At 70.3% G+C, this 16680-nt stretch carries 15 protein-coding genes and 1 pseudogene; 9 read left to right on the forward strand and 7 right to left on the reverse strand.

Features of this window, described 5'->3' with window-relative positions; genetic code table 11:
• Positions 1-25: 25 nt before the first annotated feature.
• The 3 genes and pseudogenes from DMP23_RS00610 to DMP23_RS00620 form a co-directional block, all read right to left on the reverse strand.
• Positions 26-784, reverse strand: a complete 759-nt coding sequence (locus tag DMP23_RS00610) for a 2,3-dihydro-2,3-dihydroxybenzoate dehydrogenase (protein ID WP_370318214.1) — start codon at positions 782-784, stop codon at positions 26-28.
• A 246-nt stretch (positions 785-1030) separates the two neighbouring features.
• Positions 1031-1189: pseudogene (locus DMP23_RS00615) on the reverse strand (SDR family NAD(P)-dependent oxidoreductase); the annotation flags it as partial.
• Between the two features lie 77 nt (positions 1190-1266).
• Positions 1267-3501 carry a heavy metal translocating P-type ATPase gene (locus DMP23_RS00620; RefSeq protein WP_337819800.1) on the reverse strand — a complete coding sequence of 745 codons (2235 nt, stop codon included), beginning with the start codon at positions 3499-3501 and terminating at the stop codon, positions 1267-1269.
• 189 nt (positions 3502-3690) lie between these two features.
• On the opposite strand from DMP23_RS00620, the gene DMP23_RS00625 reads away from it, so the two are divergent.
• Positions 3691-3924, forward strand: coding sequence for a hypothetical protein (locus tag DMP23_RS00625; protein ID WP_134731933.1), 234 nt, complete (start codon positions 3691-3693; stop codon positions 3922-3924).
• A 159-nt stretch (positions 3925-4083) separates the two neighbouring features.
• Here DMP23_RS00625 and DMP23_RS00630 read toward each other — a convergent pair whose 3' ends face one another.
• Together DMP23_RS00630 and DMP23_RS00635 are read right to left on the reverse strand one after the other, a co-directional pair.
• Complete coding sequence (locus DMP23_RS00630; RefSeq protein ID WP_337824335.1) at positions 4084-5952, reverse strand: cytochrome c oxidase assembly protein; 1869 nt, start codon at positions 5950-5952, stop codon at positions 4084-4086.
• A 527-nt stretch (positions 5953-6479) separates the two neighbouring features.
• Entirely contained in the window at positions 6480-7049 is a 570-nt protein-coding gene (locus tag DMP23_RS00635; RefSeq protein WP_106961353.1) for a sigma-70 family RNA polymerase sigma factor, read from the reverse strand.
• A gap of 100 nt (positions 7050-7149) precedes the next feature.
• Between DMP23_RS00635 and DMP23_RS00640 the strand changes: the two genes are divergently transcribed.
• Complete coding sequence (locus DMP23_RS00640; RefSeq protein WP_337819801.1) at positions 7150-7890, forward strand: zf-HC2 domain-containing protein; 741 nt, start codon at positions 7150-7152, stop codon at positions 7888-7890.
• Between the two features lie 510 nt (positions 7891-8400).
• On the opposite strand, the gene DMP23_RS00645 is transcribed toward DMP23_RS00640, so the two are convergent.
• Together DMP23_RS00645 and DMP23_RS00650 are read right to left on the reverse strand one after the other, a co-directional pair.
• The gene (locus DMP23_RS00645) at positions 8401-9009 is read right to left on the reverse strand and encodes a DUF5134 domain-containing protein (protein WP_337819802.1); all 609 of its coding nucleotides are present in this window, start codon (positions 9007-9009) and stop codon (positions 8401-8403) included.
• Positions 9006-10838, reverse strand: a complete 1833-nt coding sequence (locus DMP23_RS00650) for a PepSY-associated TM helix domain-containing protein (RefSeq protein ID WP_337819803.1) — start codon at positions 10836-10838, stop codon at positions 9006-9008. The genes DMP23_RS00645 and DMP23_RS00650 overlap by 4 nt, the downstream gene beginning before the upstream one ends.
• A 191-nt stretch (positions 10839-11029) precedes the next feature.
• Here DMP23_RS00650 and mftA point away from each other — a divergent pair, with 191 nt between their 5' ends.
• The 7 genes from mftA to mftD are packed head-to-tail and all read left to right on the forward strand — an operon-like array spanning position 11030 to position 16679.
• A complete protein-coding gene (mftA, locus tag DMP23_RS00655; protein ID WP_037819541.1) occupies positions 11030-11134 on the forward strand; it encodes a mycofactocin precursor MftA in 105 nt (34 codons plus the stop codon).
• A complete protein-coding gene (gene mftB, locus DMP23_RS00660) occupies positions 11124-11417 on the forward strand; it encodes a mycofactocin biosynthesis chaperone MftB (protein WP_043833371.1) in 294 nt (97 codons plus the stop codon). The genes mftA and mftB overlap by 11 nt, the downstream gene beginning before the upstream one ends.
• Positions 11417-12610, forward strand: coding sequence for a mycofactocin radical SAM maturase (gene mftC, locus DMP23_RS00665; RefSeq protein WP_337819804.1), 1194 nt, complete (start codon positions 11417-11419; stop codon positions 12608-12610). Before mftB ends, mftC begins: the two co-directional genes overlap by 1 nt.
• Position 12611: 1 nt before the next feature.
• Positions 12612-13301 (forward strand): mycofactocin biosynthesis peptidyl-dipeptidase MftE, encoded by a 690-nt coding sequence (gene mftE, locus DMP23_RS00670; RefSeq protein WP_337819805.1) that lies wholly within the window; start codon positions 12612-12614, stop codon positions 13299-13301.
• Positions 13298-14086 carry a mycofactocin-coupled SDR family oxidoreductase gene (locus tag DMP23_RS00675; protein ID WP_337819806.1) on the forward strand — a complete coding sequence of 263 codons (789 nt, stop codon included), beginning with the start codon at positions 13298-13300 and terminating at the stop codon, positions 14084-14086. Before mftE ends, DMP23_RS00675 begins: the two co-directional genes overlap by 4 nt.
• On the forward strand, positions 14083-15510 hold the full coding sequence (gene mftF / locus DMP23_RS00680) for a mycofactocin biosynthesis glycosyltransferase MftF (protein ID WP_337819807.1): 1428 nt from the start codon (positions 14083-14085) through the stop codon (positions 15508-15510). The genes DMP23_RS00675 and mftF overlap by 4 nt, the downstream gene beginning before the upstream one ends.
• Positions 15507-16679, forward strand: coding sequence for a pre-mycofactocin synthase MftD (gene mftD, locus DMP23_RS00685; RefSeq protein WP_337819808.1), 1173 nt, complete (start codon positions 15507-15509; stop codon positions 16677-16679). Before mftF ends, mftD begins: the two co-directional genes overlap by 4 nt.
• Position 16680 lies beyond the last annotated feature (1 nt).

The raw sequence follows: 16680 nt of genomic DNA on the forward strand, positions 1-16680 counted from the left end.
AAGCCGCCCGGCGGGTCGACTCGGGTCACGCGCGAAGCGTGGCCCCGCCGTCGACGTAAAGGTTCTGCATGGTGATGTGCCGGGCCCGGTCGGACGCGAGGAACAGCACCGCGTCCGCGATGTCGGCGGGATCGGCGATCCGCCCGAGCGGAATCCCGACGCGGAACTGCTCCGGATTCCCTGCGATAACCCGGTGTTCGCCGGAGTCGTCCGTCCACAGTAGACGTTGCATGTCGGTGTCAGTCGACCCCGGCGAGACGATGTTGCACCGGATCCCCGACCCGGCGAGCTCCAGCCCCAGACAGCGGGTGAGCATGGTCGCCGCGGCCTTCGAAGCCGCGTACGCAGCCATCCCGGTCCGCGGGACACCGGCCGCGTTCGACCCGACGGTGACCAGCACCCCGCTCCCCCGCGGCTGCATCCGCCGGGAGATCTCGCGCAGCACAGTGAAAACCCCGGTCGAGTTGACCGCGAAGGTCGCCGCCCAGTCCTCGTCGCTGGTCTCCCCCACCGACCCGGGCCGCAGCACCCCCGCGACCGACACCCCGATCCCGATCGGCCCCAACTCCCGCTCGACGTTCGCCACGACCCGCGCGACCGCCGCCGGATCCCCGACGTCCGCCACGAACGGCACCACCCGCCCGCAGACGGACGGCTGGACGTCAACCGACTGCCCGGCCTCGCCAGCCGCGTGAGCCCGCGCCGCATCGACGCCGTCGGCTACCAGCGCACCGACCGCCTCCGCTGCCCCATCAGCAGGAGTCGGCACTGCACCGCTCGACAAATCCTCTTCAGTCGCAACCCCGGAAGGCCGTGCGTCGTCAGCACCCACCGGTGCCGAGCCCCCGGCGACGTCGTCATCCGCGAGAGTCCCCGCCGGAACACCCCCAGAAAGTCGCTCGCCAGCACGCACCCCGGACGCTTCCACCGCAACAGAACCCCGCGCAGCATCTTCACTGGCACCGGCGTCCGAAGCACCTCGGACGTCCACCCGGCCCAGCCCCGCGCCGTAGTCCCGCGCCGCGACCTCCCGCAACCCCTCCTCGTCGATGTCCACCGCGGCCACCACGGCACCGGCCCGGGCGAGCGCCTCCACGACGGCCGCCCCGATCCCGCGCGCACCGCCGGTCACCAGCGCGATCCGCCCTTCGATCCCGGCTCCCGCGTCCCGCGTCACCGCGCACCTCACCCTCCGTCGCCGACTGATTAGGCAAACCTAACCTAATCGAGTGAGCGTCGGCCAGGGTGATCCCGCCCACCCCGGGCTCAGCGGCCCGGCGCGAAGTTCCGCAACCGCAGGCTGTTGGCCACCACCAGCACCGACGACAGCGACATCGCCGCCCCCGCGATCAGCGGGTTCAGCAGTCCGCACGCGGCGAGCGGCAGCGCGGCCACGTTGTACCCGAACGCCCAGACGAGATTCCCTCGAATGGTGCGCAACGTCCGTTGCGCGAGACGGATCGCGTCGGGCAGCACCGACAGGTCGTCGCGGACGAGGATGATGTCGGCTGACCGCAAGGCGAGATCGGTCCCCTCGGCGACTGCCAGCCCGAGATCAGCGGTCGCCAGCGCGGGAGCGTCGTTCACCCCGTCGCCGACCATCGCCACCCGATGCCCCTTGTCCTGCAACGCAGACACCGCCGCCGCCTTCTCGCTCGGCAAGACTCCGGCGAGCACCTCGGGAATCCCGACCTCCGCGGCGACCGCCTGGGCCGTCACCTCGTTGTCGCCGGTCAGCAGCACTGTTTTCAACCCCAGCCGATGCAATTGCGCGACCGCCGCCCGCGCCGAAGGCTTCACCTCGTCCCGCACAGCGAGCATGCCCGCGACCTCGCCAGCCGCCGACACGAGCACCACCGTCGCCCCGCCAGCCTCCGCCGACGCCACCGCGGCCTCGACCTCGGGATCGACCGAAATCCCTTCGTCCGCCAGCAACCTCGGCCGCCCGACGACCACCGCCATTCCCTCAACCACGCCGCGCGCGCCCAGCCCAGGCAGAGCCTCGAACTCGCCAGCCGGAAGCACCGCCGGCCCAGCAGCGACAATCGCCGCAGCAATCGGATGTTCAGACGACGCTTCAACCGCAGCCGCGAGATGAAGCACCTCCGTCGGCGAGAACGATCCGAACGCCCGGGTCTCGGCGAGAGTCATTCGCCCCTGCGTCACGGTGCCGGTCTTGTCCAGCACGACGGTGTCGACCGTCCGGCTCGCCTCGAGCGCATCCGGCCCCTTCACGAGGATCCCGAGCTGGGCACCCCGCCCGACGCCGACCATCAGCGCGGTCGGCGTCGCGAGCCCCAACGCGCACGGGCACGCGATGATCAGCACGGACACCGCCGCGCCGAACGCGTCCCTCACCGGATTCCCTGTGAGCAACCACCCCGCGAGGGTGAGCACCGCCAACGCCGACACCACCGGGACGAAGACCGCGCACACCCGGTCGGCCAGCCGTTGCACCGCCGCCTTCCGCTCCTGCGCGCGCTCGGCGAGCGCACTCATCTGCGCCAGCTGCGATCGCGCTCCCACGGCCTCCGCACGCACCACCAGCCGGCCGTTCAGGTTGATGCTCCCGCCGATCACCCGGTTTCCCGGCCCGACCTCCGCCGGAACGGGTTCGCCCGTGATAGCGCTGACATCCACTGTGGACAGACCGCTGTCGACGGTTCCGTCCGCGGCGATCTTCTCCCCCGGTCGCACCACGAACCGGTCACCTACCGCCAGTTCGCCGATTCCGACCAGCTCTTCACCGTCCGCGCGCAGAATCCGCACGTCCTTCGCCGCCAGCGCGTCCAGCGCGCCGAGCAGGTCCGCCGCACCACGCCGGGACCGCGCCTCGAAGTACCGGCCGGCGAGCAAGAACGTGGTCACTCCGGCCGCGACGTCGAGGTACACCGAATCCGCGCCCGGCGCGGTCGCGCCGAACCCGATCCAGTAGCCCGCCTCACTGCCCGATCCGATCAGCACCGAAGCCGCCGACCACAGGTAGGACGCCAGCATGCCCAAGGAAACGAGCGTGTCCATACTGGACGACCGGTGCCGCAGATTGCGCAGCGCGGCCCGGTGGAACGGTGCCGCCGACCAGAACACGACCGGGGTCGCGAGCAGCAGGCACACCAGCTCCCACAACGGGAATCGCAGCGACGGCACGAGCGCGAGCGTGATCGAAAGGTTGCCGAGCGGGACGGCCAGCACCGCCGCCACGATCAGCCGGCGGCGCAGGTCGCGGACCCGCGCGTCGCGGTTTTCCGGGGTCGCTTCGCCGCGGACAGCCGCGGTGTAGCCCGCGCGTTCGATCGTCGCGACCAGCGAAGCGGGGTCGAGGTCAGGCGGATAGTGGACAGTCGCGCGTTCGGTCGCGTAGTTCACCGTGGCGCGGACGCCGTCGAGTTTGCCAAGGGATCGCTCGACGCGCGCCGCACAGGCGGCACAGGTCATCCCGCCGACGGCGAGATCGAGTTGACGGGTCGGGGTCGCCGCGGGGGCGGCGGTCTGCGTAGACATGGTTCTCCGGATTCCAGGACGGGCACGAAGTCGGTGGCAGTGCCGGGCCGGGGAAGGCGGACCGATTTCCATCGTACGCCTGTTTTTCCGCCGCCACTCCTTCGGGTGACTTGGGAACCTTTCGGCTCTCCCCGACGACTATCCGGATGGTGGCAGTGCCCGACCCAACCCGATCAGACAGGAGCGAAAATGTCCGAAACCCTTGGCTCAGCAGGAAACCTTCAGCACGTGACCACGTTCTGCGGCAACTGCGACTGCGGCTGCCCGGAGCTGTTCCTCGACGACGCCGCCCCGCCAGAGCGTCGCGTCGTGCTGACCGACGACTTCGGGCAGCGAGTGCAGATGAGCTTGGCACAGCTGAAAGTTCTCGTCGACGACGTCAAAGGCGGAGCCTTGGACAAGGTGGTGACTGCGGTGGTCTAGCGGCGGAATCGGCTCGGTGCAACGAGATCTTCGCCGCGAGCGGCAACGCGGGCACGAGATCTGCGGGCGGCCGGATTCAGCGGCCGACGGACCGATGCCGGTCGTGTGGAACTCAGGGGCGGCCGACCCTGATCCGCACCGGCGGGCATCGGGCCTCGGTTACTGCCTTCTGGCCGCCAGGTTGGCGAGCATCGCGTTGTAGGCGGCGAAATCGTCGTCGTCGCCTTGGTCGAAGCGGCGGTCCAGCCGGGCGGCTTCGCGGTCGTCGTGGCGGCCCCACTGCACCAGCAGCGCCACGACGACCACGATCATCGGGATTTCCCCAGTGGCCCAGGCGATTCCGCCGCCGAGACGTTGATCCGAAAGGAGGTCAAGCATCCACGGCAGGGAGAGGTAGCGGTAGAACGTCTCGGCGATCACGGTCTGCTTGTTCATCAAGATCACGCCGAAGAACGCGTGGAACGGCATCACCGCGAACATCATGCCGAGCCGCGCGAGATGCGGCATCGAACGCGGCGGACGGTCGATGCCGATCACCAGCCAGAAGAAAACGTAGCCGGACACAAGGAAATGGAGGTTCATCAGCTGGTGCGCCCAGTGGTAGCGCATCGCCTCGCCGAACAGACCCGAGAAGTACAGCGCGTAGTACGAGCCGACGAACACCACCGACGCCACCAGCGGGTGCGCGACCAGGCGCGTGAACCGCGAGTGCAGCAGCGCCACGAGCCACTCGCGCGGACCGTCCGGTCCTTTGCCCGCCACCGGCAAGGCACGCAGCGCGAGGGTCACCGGTCCGCCGAGCACGAGCAGCACCGGGGCGAGCATGGCCAGCGTCATGTGGATGACCATGTGCAGGCTGAAGGTTCCGGACGAGTACGTGCCCAGACCGGACGACGTCGCGATCAGCACCGTCGCCCAGCCGCACGTCCACGCCCAGAACCGGCCGCGAGGCCAGTCGTCGCCGCGATTGCGGAGACGCCGTGCCCCGACTGCGTAGCCCGCGACCGCAAGCACAGCAACGACACCGAGGAGCAAGTCCGGACGCCAATCGAGGAAGAGCCGAGCGAACGAAGGAGGATCAGGCAAGTCGTACCCGAGCACGGTCTCCCCGACTGTCGCCGGATCGTTCACGAACGCCGGCGGCACCAGATGCGCTAACCCGGCCGAGACGCCGATCGCCCCGGCCAGCACCACGACCTCCGCCACGAGAGCCGCTGTGCCGCCACGCCAACGGCGGCGCGTGACGGCGATCAGCACCGCCAACACCATCGTGATCACGACCTTCACCCCGAGGAGAAAGCCATACCCAGTAAATAATCCAGCCGGACGGGCAAGCGCCAGACCGTCGACGATTCCGGATGCGGCGAGCACGACGAGACAACACGTCGCCAGCCGTCGATACCGGCGGAGCGCGATTTCTCGTGCCGCGCCTGCGCCACGGTGGACCAGCAGCGCAACCAGCGCACCGGTCCACAACGCCGCCGCGATCACGTGCCACACCAAGGCATTCGTGGCCAGGTCGTGCCATGCGCCGATGGAGACGTGTCCGGCGATCGCCCTCGGCAGCAACCCGACGAGGGCAAGGCCGAGCCACAGCACCGTGGTTCGCCAGGTCAACGTGCGCCAAACGCCGATCGCCACCACGGCGGCTACCGCGAGGACGCAGAGCCACGCCTTGGGTTCCTCCATGGCGTCAACGAGGACGGCCAGTTTCGCCAGATGCAACGCCTCGGAAACCGGCCGCCCTGATGCGTCGGCGGCGTCGAACGGCACCAGCATCGCGGCTGCGAGCGCCCAAACGCCCGCAGCAGCCGCTGCGGTGCGGGTCGCCGCGTAACCGTCCGGGGAGAGCCGGCCCGCTTCGCCCGGCGGGCTCAGAAACGCCGCGAACACCAACCCGCCGACGCAGACCACCCCGGCCGCGTCAGCGACCAACCGGAGCAAGGAGGTGCCCAAGGACGTGACCGGACCAGGAGCCGGGTTGCCGAGAGCGGCATAGACATCGCCCGCCGCGGCGACCACCACCATGACGGCCACCGCGGCAACCCCTGCCGCGGCAAGCAAACCCCGCCGGCGCGGGGTCGGAATAGTGCGCACACCAGAGTGGTCGCGAGGAGACGGCGGCGAGTTCCCGCGACGTAGATCACGTCATGATCCACGTCGCGCGGCACGACGGCACAACGGCCCGCCGGACCGACGACGGCTCTGGCTCTGGCTCTGGCTCTGGCTCTGGCTCTGGCTCTGGCTCTGGCTCTGGCTCTGGCTCTGGCTCTGGCTCTGGCTCTGGCTCTGGCTCTGGCTCTGGCTCTGGCTCTGGCTCTGGCTCTGGCTCTGGCTCTGGAAGGGAGTGAATCACCAGCCCGGCAACCCATCACCACTCACCCCGGACGATCGCCGTCGAGCGAGCAGCCGCCGCCCGACGAAGCCAACCGTCCAGCCAACCTGCCGGTCACCTGGCGCGAACAGCACCCTGTCCACCAAGCGGACCGCCTCGCCGCCGAACGACCTCGTCCCAGCCGACAACCGCGCAACCTGACGAAGAAACGGACCCCGCGTCACATCGCGGTGTCGTTCTCCTCCTGGGCGCGCAGCAGATCGTCGCGGGCGCGGGACACCCGGGAACGCACCGTGCCGACCGGGCAGCCGCACACCTCGGCCGCCTCCGCGTACGACAGGCCCAGGAACTGGGTCAGCACCAGGGCTTCTCGGCGGTCCTCGTCGAGAGTGTCCAGGAGCAGGCCCAGTTCGATCAGGTCTTCGAAGCCCGCCGTGCGCGTCCGGGCGGACTGTTCTTCGGCTGCGCGCTGCCAGTCGGCGGTCGTGGATTCGCGGGGGCGGACCGAGCGCGCGCGGATGCGGTCCACGACGACCCGGCGGGCGATGGACAGCAGCCACGTCCTCGACGACGACCGGCCCGCGAACCTCGGCAGCGAGCCGAACGCGCGCAGGTACGTTTCCTGGGTGAGGTCGTCCGCTTCGGCCGGGCTGGCGCGGTGGGCCAGGAACCGCCACGCGTCGGCTTGCGTCGCGCGGACCCAGGCTTCCAATGCGGCCCGGTCGCCGCGGCCGGCGGCGAGGGCCAGCGCGGTGATCCGCTCGTCGTCGTTGTCGCGGCCGGTGGACACGGACGTCACGGTAGTCCATGCCCGTCCGGGACGGTCGCCTGACCAGGCCGGAGAAAAATCGCCGAACCCGCCGGGAACCGGGACGCGGATCCGAGCGACTATGACAGACGTGAGCTGTGAAATCTTCCGCGAAGCGCTGTCCGCGCGACTCGACGGCGAAGCGGGCCCGCTGCCCGAACCGCAGGTCGACCAGCATCTCGAGACCTGCGCGGCGTGCCGGAGCTGGTACGAGCGGAGCGCGACGCTGCGCCGTGCCCTGCTGGTCCGCAGCGCGCCCGAGGTGCCCGACCTCACCGGCCGGATCCTCGCCGAAACCCCGGCCCCGCCGCGGGAAAAATGGGGGCTGCGGGTCGCGCTGGGACTGGTCGGCCTGGTCCAGTGCGGGCTGGCGTTCGCGCAACTGCTCGGCATGGACAACGTCCACGGCGGCGGCGGTTTCATGGAAGGCCACCTCATCAACGAAAGCGCGGCCTGGAACCTCGCGGTCGGCGTCGGACTGCTGTGGGCCGCCCTGCGCACCCGCGCGGCGGCCGGGCAGCTGCCGATGATCACCGGGTTCGTGATCGTCCTCGCAGTGCTCACGACCAGCGACCTGATCGGCGACCGGGTGACCGTCGCGCGGGTGCTGTCGCACGTCTTCCTCGTCGTCGGGCTGGCCTTGCTCTACGCCGTCCACCGGCAGCACCGCCTCCGGCACCAGCCCGGCCCCGACCTCGCCGACACCGCCGACGACCCGGACCACACCACCGTGCCGACCCACGGTGCGCTCGCCCTGGTCCGCCCGCATCCGAAGCGAGGTCGCGACTCCCAACGCCCGACCGGACGGCACCGCGCCGCCTGACGCCCGCCCGGGGTTCCGGCTGGACAGCTCACCCAGCCGGAACCCGCGGTGCGAGCACGGAATCCGCCGCCCAATCGCTGGGGCAACAATCGAAGCGAAACGCAACCCGGAGAGACAGGCGCAGACTGGAGCCTCTGGCGCAGCGCGAGGCCCAGCCTTGAGCTGCCCGAAAGCGGTCTTTGGCGAGACCGTTCACGAAGCCCAAATCGAACCCGCGAAGTTCTCCGCTCGCAGACCGGACCGCGGGGGCAACCGCCCTCGTGGCTAACACCAGTCCCGCGAGGACTCATCCGCTCAGCCCGATAACGGACACCGCGGAATCTGTCCCACCCGCCCAGAACCAGCCCCTCGAGCCAAATCCGCGAAGCCCGCCTCGCGAAACACAGCTCGCTCGACGACAGGCTCAGCGAGTTCTGGCTGTGCAGCCATAACAAAGGCCCCGGCTGCGAGACGCGGCCCGAAACCCACCTCAATCTCAGAAGGCGGCGCATCCGAACCACTCCGCAGGGCTCAGATCATCGCAACCGCCATCACCGCCATCCCCAAGCTCATCACGCCTTCCATCGCGAGCCCGATCTCCCGCCGTCCGGGGCGGGCGACCGTCCGGGCGTGATCGATCGCCCGGGCCAGCCACGCGATCCCCGCCACCAGGAAGACCACCGCGAGCACAACCGCGACCACCACGACATGCGCAGGCGCGTGCCCGGTCATGGTCATGCCAGCGTCGCCCATGTCCATTCCGGCGTGCTCGCCGCCCATCGCGGTCGCGGACATCGTCATTCCCGCCATCGCCGACGGCATCACGAACGCCATCCACGCCATCCCGGCCATCATCAGCGCGTGGTGTGCTCCGGGCAGGCGTCCGTGCCCGAATCCCAGCGCCGTGCTCACCGCGAACCACATGGCTGCCACCGCGAACAGCACGACCTGCGGCATCCGGGCGAACGTCATCGTCGCGGGCCAGGCCATCGTGACCATCCCGGCGCACATCGCCGCATGGACCGCGTCGGCCACTCGTCCGCTGAAGCCGGGGCACCGCGCGCATCGGTACAGGCAGAACGCCCCGCCCGCCGCGAACAGCAGCGTCAGGATCCACCGCAGACCCGGTTCGGCGATCATCGGACGGCCTCCCGGCGCAGGCCGAGCAGGCAGTCCACCGCAAGGAATCCCAGCAACGACACCCCGAACACCGGCAGGAACCAGCCCACCGCCGCCAGTCCGACCAGGACCGGAGCCAGCACTCGACCGGGGATCCGCCGCCATGCGCCACGCATTGGCAAGCGGCCAAAACGGCTCCTGCCTCGCGACCGAGCGGAGGATCGAAGCCCACGCGTCGGCGCCTGGCACGCCGACTCCGCTAAGGGCTGGGCCGAGGAAGCGTCGTCGCGCAACCCTGCGCCATCCGAGGACAGCCGACCGGAACCAGCCGCACCCTCCATCGGCGCCTCGCCGAATACCGATTCGATGCTCACCAAGGACTCACTCGGAGCAACGTCACGCAACCGCACACGATCCGTCGGTCGACCTGGATCAGCCTCACTGCCCACCAAAACCTCGCCACACCCCGGCTCAACGCTCACCAAGGACCCGCCCGGAGCAGCGTCACGCAACCGCGCACCATCCGTCGACCGACCAGAACCAGCCGCACTCGCCGCCGACACCTCGCCACCCACCGGCTCGACACCCACCAACGACCCACCCGGAGCAACGTCGCGCAGCCCTGCGCCCCGACCGGCAAGCACCTCCGGTAACTGACCGCCACCCGACACCAGACGTCGAGAAGCTCCCCGGCCGCGGAGCCGCTCACCAGGCCGGGACCGCCCGGAACGACCCCGCAGCCACCACATTCGGTACCCCCACAAGACAACACAAACCAACGCCGCCCCGAGCAGCGTCAGCACCACCTGGTTCGCCACCCCGAACAACAGCCCCATATGCGCGTCGATCCCCCACCGGCTCAGCTTCGCGGCAAGCGGGTAGTCAGCGAACCTCAACGTCCCGGTGATCTTCCCCGTTCCGGGATCAACCGACATCGAGTCCTGTTTGGACGGCCAGCTCCGGCCGACCTGCTGCACCACGTAACCGCCGTCGGAAGGCGGCCGAATCTCGACAGGGTCGGACAATCCGGCGCGCGCGGTCGCGTCTCGGACCGCCTGCCAGCCGACGTCGCCGGGCGACGGGGCGGCCGACGAGACCGACGGTGTCGTCCAGTCCAAAGTGGACCGGAGGTCGGTGATGTTCGCGCCGGCGTGCAGCGACCACGTCAGGCCGGTCGCGGAAAGGAACAGCAAGCCGGCCGCGATCCACAGGCCGGTCGAGCCGTGCCAGGAACGCAGCCGTCCCCGGCCGGGTTTGCCCGCGGACGGCAGCAGCACCGCGCGCAAGCGCCGGCGGCGGCCGAGCCACAAGGCCGCTCCGAGAAGGGTGATCACCCACAGCCAGCTGGCCGCGAGTTCGCTGTACAGGCGGCCGAAGTCGCCTAGATGGAGGTTGCGGTGGAGGGTGTCGATCCAGCCGCGGACTGGCAGCGCCTGTCCGGAACCGTAGGTCTCCAGTGCGCCGCGGACCTCGCCGTCGTGCGGGTTGACGAACACCGTGTACCGATAGCTCGGCTCCAGACCCGGACGGTCGAAGATCACCTGGGTGGTGTCGGTCGCAGACGGCGCCGGGCGGACGCCGATGACTTTCCCGTCCGGGACCTGACCGCGCGCGACAAGGACCTGCTGGTCCAGCGGGACGACCCCGGCGGCGGCCGGAACGTGCAATTCGTGCGCGTAGACAGCCTGCTCCAGCTGCGGCGTCCACACGTACGCGATCCCGGTCAACGCAGCGACCAGGAGGAACGGGCCGACGAACACTCCGGCGTAGAAGTGCAACCGCAGCACTAACGGCCGGATCGCCGCCCACCCCGCAACCCGTGCCGGTTCCTCGTCGATGCCGATGGCCATCCTGCTCCCTTCGCGTGGTCCGCCTCCTGAGGAGTCGGACCGGCGGGGCAGTCGGTTCCCGGCCGCGGCGAACGCCCGTTCAGGTGCCTCGCACCGGCGAGGCATTGCTTCTGGCACTCGGTGACAGTATTGTCGTCCTTACATTCGACACGAAGTGTCAAATATCGCCGCCACGAGACAAGGGAGTCACGATGAGCGAGACGACAACCGCCGCCGAGACGAAGGCCGAAGAGGTCGTAGCCGACGAATTGCTCGTCGAGGAGGTCTCCATCGACGGAATGTGCGGTGTCTACTGATCGCAGCGCCGCGGCGTTCGATCTGGACGGTGCTTGGGAACTGGACAGCCGGGTCTCCATCCGGCCGGAGCGGTTCGGCGCGCTGCTGTACCACTTCGGCACCCGCCGGCTGTCCTTTCTCAAGAGCCGCACCATGCTCGCCGCGGTGCAGGCGCTGACCGACCACCCCTCCGCCCGCGCCGCGTGCGCGCAGGCCGGGGTCGCGCAGGCGGAACTGCCCCGCTACCGCGCCGCCCTCGCCGCACTCGCGGCGTCGGACATGATCCATCCGAGGAGCGTGTGATGCCGCTTGTCGACGAATTCCAGTTCGGGCTCGACGCGCCGATCTGCCTGACCTGGGAGCTCACCTACGCCTGCAACCTGTCCTGCGTGCACTGCCTTTCCTCGTCCGGCCGCCGCGACCCGCGCGAGCTGAGCACTGAGGAGTGCAAGGCGCTGATCGACGAGTTCGAGCGCATGCAGGTGTTCTACGTGAACATCGGCGGCGGCGAACCGACCGTCCGGCCCGATTTCTGGGAGCTGGTCGACTACGCGACCGAGCACCACGTCGGGGTCAAGTTCTCCACCAACGGCATCAAGATCACCGAGGACGTCGCGAAACGGCTCGCCGGCAGCGACTACGTCGACGTCCAGATCTCGCTCGACGGCGCCACCGAGGAGGTCAACGACCACGTCCGCGGCCCCGGCTCCTACCGCACCGCGATCCGGGCGATGGAGAACCTCGCCGCGGCCGGGTTCGGGAACTTCAAGATTTCTGTCGTGGTGACCCGGCAGAATGCGGGACAGCTCGACGACTTCAAAGCCATTGCCGACCGCTACGGCGCCCAGCTGCGGCTCACCCGGCTCCGCCCGTCCGGCCGCGGCGCGGACGTCTGGGACGAGCTGCACCCCACCGCCGCCCAGCAGCGGGAGCTGTACGAGTGGCTGGTGAAACACGGCGAAAACGTGCTCACCGGCGACTCGTTCTTCCACCTCGCGGGCTACGGCGACGGCGGCCTGCCCGGGCTGAACCTGTGCGGCGCGGGCCGGGTGGTGTGCCTGATCGACCCGGTCGGCGACGTCTACGCGTGCCCGTTCGCCATCCACGACACCTTCCTCGCCGGAAACACCCGCGACGAAGGCGGATTCACCAGCGTCTGGCGGGAATCCGAGCTGTTCGCCGAACTGCGCAGCCCGCAGAGCGGCGGGGCCTGCACGTCGTGTTCGGCCTTCGACGCCTGCCGCGGCGGGTGCATGGCGGCGAAGTTCTTCACCGGGCTGCCGCTCGACGGCCCGGACCCGGAATGCGTGCGCGGCCACGGCGAACGCGCGCTGGCCGGGGTCGCCGCGGGCAGCGTGCCGAAACCGTCGCTGGACCACTCGCACCGCACCCGCAAGCGCGAACCGGTGCCGGTGACCATCGGCATACGCCGTCCGCCGGACCGGGCCTGCGACGAAAACCCGCTCGCCGGCTTCGCCCCGGCATCGGGCCGCTGAAATGCGCCTGGCCGATCTGTCGTCGCCGGACGTCGCGGAACACGCGGCGTCCGGCGCGATCCTCGCCGTGCCGCTCGGGGCCACCGAGCAGCACGGCCCGCATCTGCCGTTGAGCACGGACACCGACATCGCGACGGCGTTGTGCGACCGGCTCGCCGCGGAGCGACCGGACGTACTGGTCGCGCCGGCCGTGCCGTACGGGTCGAGCGGCGAACACGCGGGCTTCGCCGGGACGCTGTCGATCGGCCAGGCGGCCACGGAACTTCTGCTCGTGGAACTGGGCCGGTCGGCCTCCGAAACCTTCCGGCGGCTGCTTTTCGTGTCCGCACATGGCGGAAACGCCGCTTCGGTGACCCGTGCGGTCGCGACTTTGCGGGCCGAATCGCGGGACGTCTCGGTGTTCGAGCCGCGCTGGCAAGGAGATCCGCACGCCGGACGGCCGGAAACCGCTCTGCAGCTGAACCTTCGGCCGGACAAGGTGCAGATGGACAAAGCCGTGCCGGGAGACGACCGTCCATTGAGCCAGTTGCTCCCCGCACTACGCAAAGGCGGTGTCAAAGCGGTGACTGACACCGGAATTCTCGGCGATCCCACCGGCGCGACAGCAGACGAAGGCAGGGATCTCCTCGACAGCCTGACCGCGCAGTTGCGAGCGCACGTGCGCGACTGGACCTCGGTAGGCACGCCATGAAAGCCGCCCTCGTAACCGGCGCCGCGCGCGGCATCGGCGCAGCTACCGCGACAAAGCTGGCTGAACAAGGCTGGGCCGTGCTCGCGGTCGACATCGCCGAAAACGACCCAGCTCTCCCCTACCCCATGGGAACCGGCGAAGAACTGTCCACAGTGGTCGCTAAGATCCGGGAAACCGGTGCCATCGCCGAGGAATTTCGCGCAGACGTCCGCGACCGCACCCAACTGGCCGCAGCGGTCGCGGAAGCGGAACAACGCTGGGGCGGCCTCGACGCGGCCGTCGCGGCCGCCGGGGTTATCGCAGGCGGAGTACCGCTGTGGGAAATGCCGCCGGAGCAGGAAGAAGCTGTCCTGAACGTCAACCTCCGCGGTGTCCTCAACCTTGCGCACGTCGCGATTCCCGCGTTGCTGCGCCGTCCGAAACCCCGCTCCGGACGGTTCCTGGCTGTCGCGTCCGCCGCCGCCACGCGCGGGTTGCCGATGCTCGCCGCGTACTGCGCCGCGAAAGCCGGAGTCGCCGGGCTGATTCGCGCGCTGGGCACGGAACTGGGCGACTCCGGCGTCACCGCGAACGCGGTCAGCCCCGGCTCGACCGACACGCCGATCCTCGCCGAGAGCGCCCGTCTATACGACCTTCCTTCGGCACAAAGCTTTGCCGCGCAACAACCTGTGCAGCGATTGCTCGATCCCGCCGAGGTCGCCGCCGTCCTGGCGTTCCTCGCCAGCCCGGAAAGCAGCGCGACGACCGGCGCGGTCATCCCGGTGGACGGAGGGCTGGCGCTGTGACCACCCCGCTGCCCGCCGGATTCCGCCTCGCGATGGACCCGAGCGTCAAACAACTCTCCGACGGCCTCCTCTTCGGCGGCTCCCCCGCCCGCGTTCTGCGCCTCACGAAAGCCGGGCGGACGGCGTGGGAACGCCTGGCGGACAACCCGGTCGAGACCTCGGCAGAAGGCGTCCTCGCCCGGCTGCTCACCGACGCCGGTTTCGCGCACCCGTTGCCACCAGCCAAAACCGCCGACGCGACCGTCGTCATCCCAGTCCGCGACCGCGCCGAGCTGCTCGGCCGCTGCCTCGCCGCGCTCGACGGCCGATACCCCGCGCTGGTCGTCGACGACGGATCCGCCGACCCCGCCGCCATCGCCGCCGCAGCCTCCGCGCACGGCGCGAAACTCGTCCGCCGCGACGTCAACGGCGGCCCGGGCGCGGCCCGAAACACCGCGCTGGAGCACGTTTCCACCGACCTGATCGCCTTCCTGGACAGCGATTGCGTCCCGTCGCCGGACTGGATCGACCGCCTGGCCGGGCATTTCGCCGACCCGCTCGTCGCCGCCGTCGCCCCACGCGTCCGTCCCCTGGCCCCCGATACCTGGGCCGGCCGCTACACCCGCGCCGCCAGCAGCCTCGACCTCGGCACCGCCGCCGCCCGCGTCGCGCCCGGCACCCGACTGTCCTATGTGCCCACTGCCGCTCTCCTAGTCCGCCGGACAGCACTGGAATCCGTCGCCCGCGACGGCGCGGTCTTCGACCCGGCAATGCGCGTCGGCGAGGACGTCGACCTCGGCTGGCGGCTCCACGACGCCGGTTTCCGGATCCGCTACGACCCGTCCGCGCACGTCGACCACCACGAACCCACGACCTGGCGCGCGTTGCTCAGCCGCCGCGCCAGCTACGGGACTTCCGCTGCACCCCTGGCCCTCCGCCGCCCGGCCGCGATGGCTCCGCTCGTCCTGCACCCCTGGCCGACGCTGACCGTCGCCGCTCTCCTCGCCCGCCGTCCGCTTCCGACCGCCGCCGCGTTCGCGGGCGCGGTGCTGACCATGACCCGCGTACTGCGCAAAAGCGACGTGCCAACCCACGGCGTCGCCCAGACGATGGCCACCGCCGTCGGCCAAACCTGGCTCGGATTCGGCCGCTACAGCACGCAATTCGCCGCTCCCCTGCTCGCCGCGCTCCTGCTGCCCGGCGGGCGGAAACGCTGGGGGCGCCGGGCCGCGGTCGCGTCCCTGCTCGCCGGACCGCCGCTGACCGCCTGGCTCCGGCACCGCCCCAGTCTCGACCCACTCCGCTACACCACCGGCGCGATCGCCGACGACCTCGCGTACGGCGCCGGGGTGTGGGCGGGCTGCCTCAACCACCGCACCGCGGTCCCGCTGCGGCCGCGTGTCACCTGGCGCCCTCTGCGCGTCGACCCGAAGGGAAAACGATGAGCACCACCTGGTTCGAATCCGTCGCCGAAGCACAGCGGCGGGCGAAGAAGCGCCTGCCCGCGTCCGTCTACTCGGCACTGATCGCCGGTTCGGAAAAAGGGCTGACGCTGCAAGACAATCTCGCCGCGTACGACGAACTGCGCTTCGCCCCGCGCACCGCCGGGCTGCCCGGCGAACGCGATCTGAGCACGAACGTCCTCGGCCGCGACGTCGCGCTGCCGGTGCTGATCTCGCCGACCGGCGTGCAGGCCGTGCACCCCGACGGCGAGGTCGCAGTGGCTCGCGCCGCGGCGGCGCGCGGGACGTCGATGGGGCTGTCGTCGTTCGCGAGCAAGCCCGTCGAGGAAGTGGTGGCCGTCAACCCGAACACCTACTTCCAGGTCTACTGGACCGGCAGCCGCGACGACATCCTCCGCCGGCTCGACCGGGCCAGGTCGGCGGGCGCGGTCGGGATCATCCTCACGCTCGACTGGTCGTTCTCGCACAGCCGCGACTGGGGCAGCCCGCACATCCCGGAAAAGATGACGCTGCGCGAACTGATCCGCTTCGCGCCCGAGGGCATGATGCATCCGCGCTGGCTGCTGACCTACGCCCGCACCAAGAAGCTGCCCGACCTCAGCGTCCCGAACATGGCCGAGCCCGGCACGCCGATTCCCACGTTCTTCGGCGCGTACGGCCAGTGGATGCAGACCGCGCCGCCGACCTGGGAAGACGTCAGCTGGCTGCGGAAGCAGTGGGACGGGCCGTTCCTGCTCAAGGGCGTGTACCGCGTCGACGAGGCCCGCCGCGCGGTCGACGCCGGGGTCAGCGCGATCTCGGTGTCCAACCACGGCGGCAACAACCTCGACGGCACCCCCGCCACCATCCGCGCGCTGCCCGCGGTCGCGGAGGCGGTCGGAAATGAGGTGGAAGTGCTGCTGGACGGCGGAATCCGGCGCGGCAGCGATGTCGTGAAGGCGCTCGCGCTCGGGGCCCGCGCGGTGCTGATCGGGCGCGCGTACCTGTGGGGCCTCGCCGCGGGCGGACAGGCCGGGGTGGAGAACGTGCTGGACGTCCTGCGCAACGGCATCGATTCGACGTTGCTCGCGCTGGGACACCGCAGCGTGCACGACCTGAGCCGCGATGACCTGATCGTGCCGGCGGGATTCGAGCGCCGGATCGGAGCTTGAC

The organism is Amycolatopsis sp. A1MSW2902, from assembly GCF_017312175.1.
GTDB lineage: Bacteria > Actinomycetota > Actinomycetes > Mycobacteriales > Pseudonocardiaceae > Amycolatopsis > Amycolatopsis nivea.